Source organism: Brachyspira pilosicoli, assembly GCF_019402445.1.
Classification (GTDB): Bacteria; Spirochaetota; Brachyspiria; order Brachyspirales; family Brachyspiraceae; genus Brachyspira; species Brachyspira pilosicoli_B.
In genome coordinates, this window is record NZ_SRZM01000121.1 from 1 (window position 1) to 8,883 (window position 8,883).

Annotated in this window: 10 protein-coding genes; 3 read left to right on the top strand and 7 right to left on the bottom strand. The window is 25.5% G+C overall.

Features of this window, described 5'->3' with window-relative positions; genetic code table 11:
- A partial coding sequence (locus E6A48_RS04765) for a hypothetical protein (protein WP_219708900.1) occupies window positions 1-939 on the bottom strand: 939 nt, incomplete at its 3' end.
- 149 nt (window positions 940-1,088) lie between these two features.
- Here E6A48_RS04765 and E6A48_RS04770 point away from each other — a divergent pair.
- The 3 genes from E6A48_RS04770 to E6A48_RS04780 all read left to right on the top strand — a co-directional run bounded on the left by E6A48_RS04770 (window position 1,089) and on the right by E6A48_RS04780 (window position 4,206).
- Window positions 1,089-1,772: a metallophosphoesterase gene (locus E6A48_RS04770; RefSeq protein ID WP_219708901.1), complete on the top strand. Its 684-nt coding sequence runs from the start codon at window positions 1,089-1,091 to the stop codon at window positions 1,770-1,772.
- A 122-nt stretch (window positions 1,773-1,894) separates the two neighbouring features.
- Window positions 1,895-3,322, top strand: coding sequence for a fibronectin type III domain-containing protein (locus E6A48_RS04775; protein WP_219708902.1), 1,428 nt, complete (start codon window positions 1,895-1,897; stop codon window positions 3,320-3,322).
- 23 nt (window positions 3,323-3,345) lie between these two features.
- Window positions 3,346-4,206 (top strand): tetratricopeptide repeat protein, encoded by an 861-nt coding sequence (locus E6A48_RS04780; protein ID WP_219708903.1) that lies wholly within the window; start codon window positions 3,346-3,348, stop codon window positions 4,204-4,206.
- Between the two features lie 59 nt (window positions 4,207-4,265).
- On the opposite strand, the gene E6A48_RS04785 is transcribed toward E6A48_RS04780, so the two are convergent.
- From E6A48_RS04785 to E6A48_RS04810, 6 genes are all read right to left on the bottom strand, one after another.
- A complete protein-coding gene (locus E6A48_RS04785) occupies window positions 4,266-5,210 on the bottom strand; it encodes a DUF2156 domain-containing protein (protein ID WP_219708904.1) in 945 nt (314 codons plus the stop codon).
- A gap of 94 nt (window positions 5,211-5,304) precedes the next feature.
- Window positions 5,305-5,934, bottom strand: a complete 630-nt coding sequence (locus tag E6A48_RS04790; protein ID WP_013245045.1) for a Crp/Fnr family transcriptional regulator — start codon at window positions 5,932-5,934, stop codon at window positions 5,305-5,307.
- A 9-nt stretch (window positions 5,935-5,943) separates the two neighbouring features.
- Window positions 5,944-6,951, bottom strand: a complete 1,008-nt coding sequence (locus E6A48_RS04795) for a tetratricopeptide repeat protein (RefSeq protein WP_219708905.1) — start codon at window positions 6,949-6,951, stop codon at window positions 5,944-5,946.
- A 169-nt stretch (window positions 6,952-7,120) separates the two neighbouring features.
- Entirely contained in the window at window positions 7,121-7,612 is a 492-nt protein-coding gene (rnhA, locus tag E6A48_RS04800) for a ribonuclease HI (RefSeq protein WP_219708906.1), read from the bottom strand.
- Between the two features lie 4 nt (window positions 7,613-7,616).
- Window positions 7,617-8,633 (bottom strand): DHH family phosphoesterase, encoded by a 1,017-nt coding sequence (locus tag E6A48_RS04805; RefSeq protein ID WP_219708907.1) that lies wholly within the window; start codon window positions 8,631-8,633, stop codon window positions 7,617-7,619.
- 17 nt (window positions 8,634-8,650) lie between these two features.
- On the bottom strand, window positions 8,651-8,883 hold a 233-nt coding region (locus E6A48_RS04810; RefSeq protein ID WP_219708908.1), incomplete at its 5' end, for a ribosome-binding factor A.

Sequence of the window (8,883 nt, forward strand, 5' to 3'; positions counted from 1 at the left end):
TATAATAACAAATATATTTGATATTATATAGGAAATATATTCGTATTTATCTAGCTTTTTATCTGCTCTAAACAAGAAAATTATTTTTATAAATATAATTAAAAATGATACATATAAATAAAAAAATAATTTATGAGATAATAATATATTATTTTTTAAGTTTAGTATTATTAATGATAGGGAGCTAATTGATATGAATATACTTATAGTTCTTGATATAGTTATTGATAATTTAGTGTTTTGCATTTTATTATATAGAAGATATGATAAATATATTATGGAAGAGTTTAATATAATAAATATACTATATAATATTTTTAAGTTAAGCATATTGTTTTGTACTAAAAATATAGTAAGTCTTTTTATATCTAGTTTATTATTTAGTTTAAGTGAAGCAAATATTAATACCAAAATAATAAATATTGCAAAATATAATAAAAATGCCCATATAACAATTTCAGCTATCATAGTATAGAAGTCGTATAAATTAGATATTTGTTTTATATCATATTTAATATACGAAAGAGCTAATGCAAAAATAATAAGCATATTAGCAGAGAATATATGAATCAATAATTTTATATATTCTTTTGATATAGTCATTTTTATTAATAGTTCATATGGTAAGCTATATAAATAAATTGATATTATAAAGATTATTACTGCTGTTATAATTATAGATTTTAAACATATTTTATTGATTGAAAATAAAATATTAAGTATAAAAAAACTAAGAGGTATTAAAAAAGAAAATAATATTTTTAATAGAAATATAAATTCATTATTAAAAAACATTTCCAAATTAGATAAATTATTTGTAAGTTTATAAATATCCATTGTAACAAATGGTACTATATAAATAATAGAAACTATTATAATAAAACTAATTGCTATTATGATGTCTTTGATATTATTTTTTAATATATTTATTTTATACATTAACATTCCTAATTGATTAGTGATTATAAATCTTTTATTATATGATGTCAATAAACTATATATGTAATAATTATATAAAATATGCTTGATTTTTCATTTTTGTATAATTATACTTTAAATATCATCCAATTTGTTTTGGAGGTTATAATATGAAAATTGCTGTTATTGGTGATTTACATGGTAAGCCTTGCTGGAAATATTTGTTAAAAGATAATAATTTTGATAAGATAGTTTTTTTAGGTGATTATAGTGATGATAGCTGGGTTACTTTTACAGATAAAGAGATTGTTGATAATTTAAAAGATGTAATAGAGTTTAAAAGAAATAATAATTCTAAAGTTGAGCTTCTTATAGGAAATCATGATTTTCAGTATATAGTTGGATATCCTACAGCAAGCAGATATAGAAAAAGTTATGCTTGTGAACTTAATAAAATTTTTAATGATAATAAAGATATATTTAATGTAGTTTATGTATTAAAAGATTATGTATTTACTCATGCTGGAATTACGAATGGTTGGATTAATTATATAAAGAAAAAATATGATATTAAAGATTTTACTGATATAACTAAAATTATTAATATGGTTTATTCAAATTGTAAAGAAGATTGCAACATTGCCTCTTATAGAAGGGGAGGAATGAGCATGTTTGCTGGTATACTATGGGCAGATATTCATGATTTAAAAGAAGATGGTTGTTTTGATTATAATCAGGTTGTAGGTCATAATAGGGTAAAAGTAAATACTGTTATAGAAAAAAATAATCATAAAATTTATATGTGTGACCATTTTGATAGTAATGATAATCATTTAATTGTATTAGATGTTTAATATAAAAATATACAATTTTTTTATTAATTTCTCATAAAAACATTAATTCTCTATTTGTTATTATATTTTTTTAATAATGTAAAATTAATTATATCCGAATAGTTATGTAGTAATATTTTAATATGGGTTTAAATATGCGATATATAGCTATTTTAATGGCTTTTACATTAAGTTTAAATATTAATGCTGCCCAAAGCGTTTATAATATATTTGCAGATACTAATAATATATATTCTAGTAGTCTTAATAATATAACTAACAGCTTTAGTTTAAATAATACAGGAAGTTTATCTTATAGAAGAGATATATCAAGCTTATTTTCAAAAGATATAATGAATAAAGTAAACTATTCTGGAATAACTTATAGCAAAGATATAAAATATATGGAAGGAGCCAATGCTGGTATTGGAGTTTTGTTTCCAAATATAAAATCTTTTGTTAAGATAGAAAATAAAGGCTATTCATTTTTTGATAATTTTTCGGTAAATAGTTTTACAATAGAGTTTTATTTAAATCCTTATAAGATAAGAATGAACTCAAAGGTTTTGTCAAAGACATCTATATATCAAGATGGTGATACTACTAAATATTCAGGTATTAGGGCTAATATAATAGATGGTCGTTTAGTTTGGCAGTTTAATAATTTATTTATGTATAATGGAAAATATACCAATGTTATTTTGTCTGAGGGTGAATATTTAAAAGAAAATGAATGGAGACATCATAGCATTAGTTTTGATTCTAAAACAGGAAAATTAGTGAAATATATAGACGGACTTGAAGATCAGGTTATTTATTTAACTAGTACAGGCGATAGAATGGGCTCTCCATATGTATTAGATATAAGTAATATTAGTATAGCACCTATATATTTAGGACAGGGATTTATAGGTGGAATGGATGGATTTTATTTTAGTCCAGACTATAAAAGAAATTTTAATTTAGAAAGATATATGCCAAACGGAGAGGTACTAAGCAAAGTAATGCAATTTAATAGCGATAATATTTTCATTGATGAGATAAATTATATAGCAAAGACTAGTAATGCTACAGGTGTATATGTTTATTATAGAACTTCTAATGAATATTTTTCTGAAGAAGACAGTAATATAGAATGGACACTTTTAGATTCAACTAATAATATTATAATGAGTCCTAAGATTAAATATATTCAAGTTAAGGCATTATTAGAAAGTGATTCATCTATGGAATATAGTCCTTCATTAAATAAAGTTGAGATAGTTTATCATGAAGGAAGAACTCCTCAAGCACCTACTAATTTAAAGGCTATTGTTGCTAATAATTCTATAGTTTTGAATTGGGAAGGAAGTCATGAAAATGTAAGCGGATATAAAATATATTATGGTACTAAATCTGGAATATATAATGATTATAATCCTATTATAGTAGATGGTAATCAAACTGAGTATGTTATTAATAATTTAGAATATGGAAAGCTTTACTACTTTAGGGTAACAACTATAGGTGGTGAAGGAGGAGATATAGAAAGTGAATTTTCTAGTGAAGTTTATGCTAGACCTTTTCACTAATATATAATTTAAGGAGAAATACTGTGTCTATCAATACTAAAGCTATAAAGTTGAGTAATCTTGCCGAAGAATTATTGAAGAAAGGAATCAATACTGAAGCAGTTGAGGCATTGAAAAGAAGTATTAGATTAAGTAATGGCGAAGATATGAAGTCTTATTTAAAGATAGCTATTACTCTATTTAATAATGGTGATTATGAGCATGCTAAAGTTTTTCTAAATACTTTCTTAGAATATTGGATGGCAGCAGAGGCTTATTTTATATTAGGCTCTATATCCAAAAAAGAATGCAAATTGCAAGAGGCTTTTGAACATTATCAAAAGGGTGTTGCTTTATATAATGGAAATGACCTTGTACCTTATTATGAATTTTTATCTTTATGTAATGTTTTAAAAGAAGAAGATAAGGGAATAGATACAGCTAAATATATATTGAAAATAGATAATAGAGATAGAATAGCTTTAGTATTTTTGGCTAATTATTTCTTTGCTAATAAGAAGTATAAAGAGGCTATGAAATTTTATGAAGTTTTAGTTGATAATAATTTAGCTGATTATAATGACTATCATTATTATGGAGTTTGTTTGCATGAGCTAAAAGATTATAAGAGGGCAGAAAACATGTATTTACAGGCTTTAGAGATGTATCCTGCTGATAGCCCTGAAACTATGGCTTTGAAAAATTTAAGAAACAGAAAATTAGAGGATAATTACCTTAATATAGAAAAGAGTAAAAAAGAATATTTAGAGAATATAAAACATTCTCCAAAATCAAGTGATTATTTCCATTTAGGAAACATTGAATTTATTAATGGTAATTATGACAAAGCTTCAGAGTTTTACTCTAAAGCTAAAGAAATTTATTTAGACAAAGTATGTGTTTGATTTATATATATAAAAGCCCTATAGATTAAAAAATCTATAGGGCTTATTTTTTTCTTTTATTATTTTCCAGTACAAAATCCAGAATACTTCTCTACAAACTTAACTGGATTATAAGATAATTTAGCTTTTCTAAGACCCAAATCTCCAACGTCTTGCTCTCTATTTACAAACTTATATCCATCTCTTCTATTGTTTTCTAAAAAGAGTCTGTTTATAGCCTGATAGCTTCCTTTATAATCTCTGTCTCCTCTCTCAGAATGCACCACTATAGTATCTCTCATAGTAAAATCTGCTATAGTGTATGCTGCGATTTTTTTATTTATATATATAACTCCTCCAGTGATTCCGTCAATTTCTTTCCAATTATTTATAAGACTATTTATCATCATAATATCTGCTTCAGCACGAACTTCATGTGTTAATAGTTTATTTTTATCAAAAGCTTCACATTCTGTTTTTATTTCTTCATTATTGTTTTGCATTTCATTTATTTCCCACTTCTTTTCAAACTCAAATATATCCTTAATCATTTCTTCATTTTCTATATCTATATTTTTATATTCAAAATCATTCTTTATAAATTGATTATATAAGTTTTTTTTGTTATGAAATTTTTTTCCGCTTAAATTAATTAATTCATCAACATCATACAAATATTCCCATTCATCTCTCACTTCTTTTACGCTTATTTTAGTATATTTATCCCAAAATAAAGCTAATTCTTTAGGTATTCTAATTATAGATTCTTTTGATATTTCACAAGGACTCATATCATTACAAAAATTAGTATTAAACCAATCTCCAACAGGAGCCCAATATATTGTATAAGGCGAGCGTTGTCTAATCCATACTAATTTTTCTGTAAAAGCCCATTCTAGCATATATATATCTTTAAGACCAAAGAGGTTCATAAAAGTATAATCTGCAGACTGTTCTGGAGTGATAGAAAAATATTTATTATATAATTTTTGTTTATCTAAACTTATAGGTTCAAATTCAAGCATAACTGTATTTCCTTTATAAATAATACAAGAGTAAATAAGAATTATTGTATACTAAAAATCTTTTACTAATTTACAGAATAGCATAAAAGAATAATTATTTTTTTCTTTTTAAGTCTATTTGTCTTTGTATTTCTTTTAAATTTCTTACCTTTATTGTATTAGTATGTACATCAATTTTACCGGATTTAATTAAGTTGTTTAATACTTTCTGTACATCATTAACATTTATACCGCACCAATTAGCTATATCAGCTATAGTAGCATTCAATTCTTGAGGGTCATAATAATGATCTCTTGGTATATTTTGAAGTTCAGCCAATAATAATAAACAATCATAAACTCTCAAATCAGTTTCAGGCAATTGAAGTATTAATAATCTTCTTTTAGCATCAAATATTCTTTTGGCAAGCATTTTAGATAATTTTAATGCCATAGCTGTGTTGTTTCCTAATATTGTTTGGAAGTTTTCTTTTGTTAATTCAAGCAATGTAGTAGGTTCATTTGCTATAGCAGAAGCACTTCTTGTTGTACCTTCAAGTATAGCCATCTCTCCAAAGAAATCTCCAGGATAAACTATATCTAATAATTTTTCTACGTCTTTTATTACTTTGGTTATTTTTACAGAGCCACTTTGAACCATATAAAATTTATTACCTGTTTCATATTCCAAAAATATTATATCATCAGCTTCATATTTTTTTGTATGTGAATATATATTATCCATTTTTTATCCTTAATTAAGTTTTTGTATGCTGTCATTAGCCTCTTGTGATAAACTATCCATCGGAGGTATAGACATAACTTTTTGATAATATGCTTTTGCCTTATTTTTATCCCCAATACTAGCAAAGCTTTTACCCAAATATAATATTGCCTCTTTTACATTTTTTGATTTCGGATATGTTTTTATTGCTGATAATAAAACCTTAGAAGCATTATCATATTTATTAATATAATAATAAGCTTTCCCCATATAAAATATTGAATTTTCAGCCACATCTTTATCTTCATTTTTTAAAAGAGCATTAAATGATTTTATAGCGTTCACATAATCGCCTCTCTCATAAAACTCTAAAGCCCTGTCATAATCTTTATTGTTAATAGAAGTGTTTGCTATAGATGTGCTTGGCTTGCTTATTATTTTTGGTTCTTCTGTTGTGCTGTCTTCTAATGGAGCTATATTACTATCATCTGTTATATTTAATAAGCTTTTACATTCTTTTATTCTTTGCTCTACAGTATGATAAAATACAGAATCCTCATCAGCAGATTGTATATATCTTTTATAAGCATATAGTGCGTTTTTATATTTTTTAGCTTTGAAATAAAACTCACCAATATTATATAGCCCCTCTAATGGTGAAGGACCTTCTTCATCTATTGTATTTTCTACTAATATACCAACTTTTCTGTTTATTCTTCTTAGTTGATTTGAAAATACTTTAAGCATTTTTATGATTATTGGTTTATTTTTTGAAACTAAACTTTCAAATTCGCTATATGTTAAAATAATAATAACGCAATCTGTTAAACATTGAACAGTATCTTCTTGAGGATAAGTACCTAGTATACTTTTTACGCCAAAAAACTCACCTATGTTGATTAATTCTCTAGTTTCATGCCCTGTCTCTTCTGATAAAAATATGCTCTGGGCTTGACCCTGCTTTAGAATATAAACTCTATCAGAATTATCTCCAGCAAAATATACTATAGATCCTGCTTTATATACTCTTGTTTGCATTATTGTTTCCTTAAAATATTTTGGATATTTCTTATTACTAAGGTTAATTTTATCACTAATAAACCTTTTTTCAAGTTATTTTTTAGTATTTTTGGTTATATATAAATAGCTATATTTTATAAGTTTTTTTATTTTATATATAGTAATGTTTTTGACAAACTTAAAATTTTTAGTTTATATCAGTTTTGCTGTAAAACTCGGATATACTGCCGTTTTTTATATGTTCGTCCATCAATATATTTACTATCTCATCAGCACGGTTATTTTCTTTGTTTGATGAGTGTCCTTTTACTTTTATAAACTCAATACTATGTTTTTTTGATAGTTCTATTAATTTTAGCCAATAGTCTTTATTTTCAACAGGCTTTTTATCGCTTTTAATCCAATTATTTTTTTGCCAAGAATAAATCCAACTATTCATTCCATTAACTAAATAAGCACTATCACTATATAATTTTATATTATGAGAATGTTTAAGTCTTTCAAGAGCTTTAATTGCAGCCTGCATCTCCATTTTATTATTTGTTGTATGCTCTTCGCTTTCGCCTATTTCTAGCCTTAAATTATGTTTCTCACTAAGTAATATAGCTCCCCAAGCTCCTATACCTGGGTTTCCTCTGCAGCCACCGTCTGTGTATATTATTATATTGTCTTTTTGCATAAATTTAAGATTCTAATAATAAAACTATCTTTTCTTTTATAGCTTTTACTAATTCTTCTTTAGTTTTATATTTTTCTTTTGATACTGTAAATCCTGAAGCTTTAGGGTGTCCTCCGCCTCCAAATGACTCTGCTATCTCCCTTATATCCTTTTTACATCTGCTTCTTATACTCACCCTAAAATTATAATCGCTTTCATGTACTATAAAACCTATTAACACGTCTTGCATTTGTATGAGAGTGTCAGATGCACTTACGCTAATATCTTTTAAGTTATGACCGTTAATCTCTTCTTTTAAGCATAAATATCCAATCTTTTTATCTTCATCTATTACCATCTCATTATACATATAAACTAATGCTTCTACATCTGTTTTTGAATATCTCTTTCTTACAACATTACCTAAATTTTCTATATTAACTTTTTTAGACATCATCTTTGAAGCAAAAAGCAATGTTCTCTCTGTAGTGTTGCTGAAAACAAACCCGCCTGTATCTGTTGAAAGACCGCAGTAAAGTAGGGTAGCTATAGTAGAATCCATATTTTTTAGATATGATGAAAATATGTCAAATATTATCTCGCAAGTAGCAGCAGCTTTAATATCATCATAAAACATAGTAACGCCATTAATGTTTCTTACTTTATGATGGTCTATAAATATTACTTCATTATATTCGCTAGTAATATCAGCAATCCAACCAATTCTTTCTATATCTCCAGAATCAAGTATTATAAGCACATCTTTTTTAGGCAAATTATTTTCATTAACTTCAAAAATAACTTTATCTATATTGAGTACATTTTTTAATTCTTTAGGCATCTTATCTGTATTAACAACATAAGATTTCTTTTTAAATACTTTTTTTATAAGCAGTGATAAAGCAAGTCCAGAACATATACAGTCCCCATCAGGATTTCTATGTCCTGTAATTGTTATGTTCTTAGCATTTGATATTCTTTTTAATATATCTTTCTTTGTTGTTGTTATTTTTTTTCTATCTGTCTTGGATTTGATAGGCATTTTTACTCCGATATTTTTTATTCTTCTTCTTGACTATCTTCTTTTATGTCTAAGTTTCTTATGTCGCTTAATACTTTATTAGTTTCCATTAATGTTTTATCATAATAGAAAGTAAGATTAGGAACATATCTTATAGTAAGCTGTTTTCTTAAATAAGAGAATATAACTCCCTTAGCACTATTAAGCCCGTTTAATACCTCATTTTGTTTGCTGGGGTCTAAACATACAAAATATACTTTAGCCTCTTTCA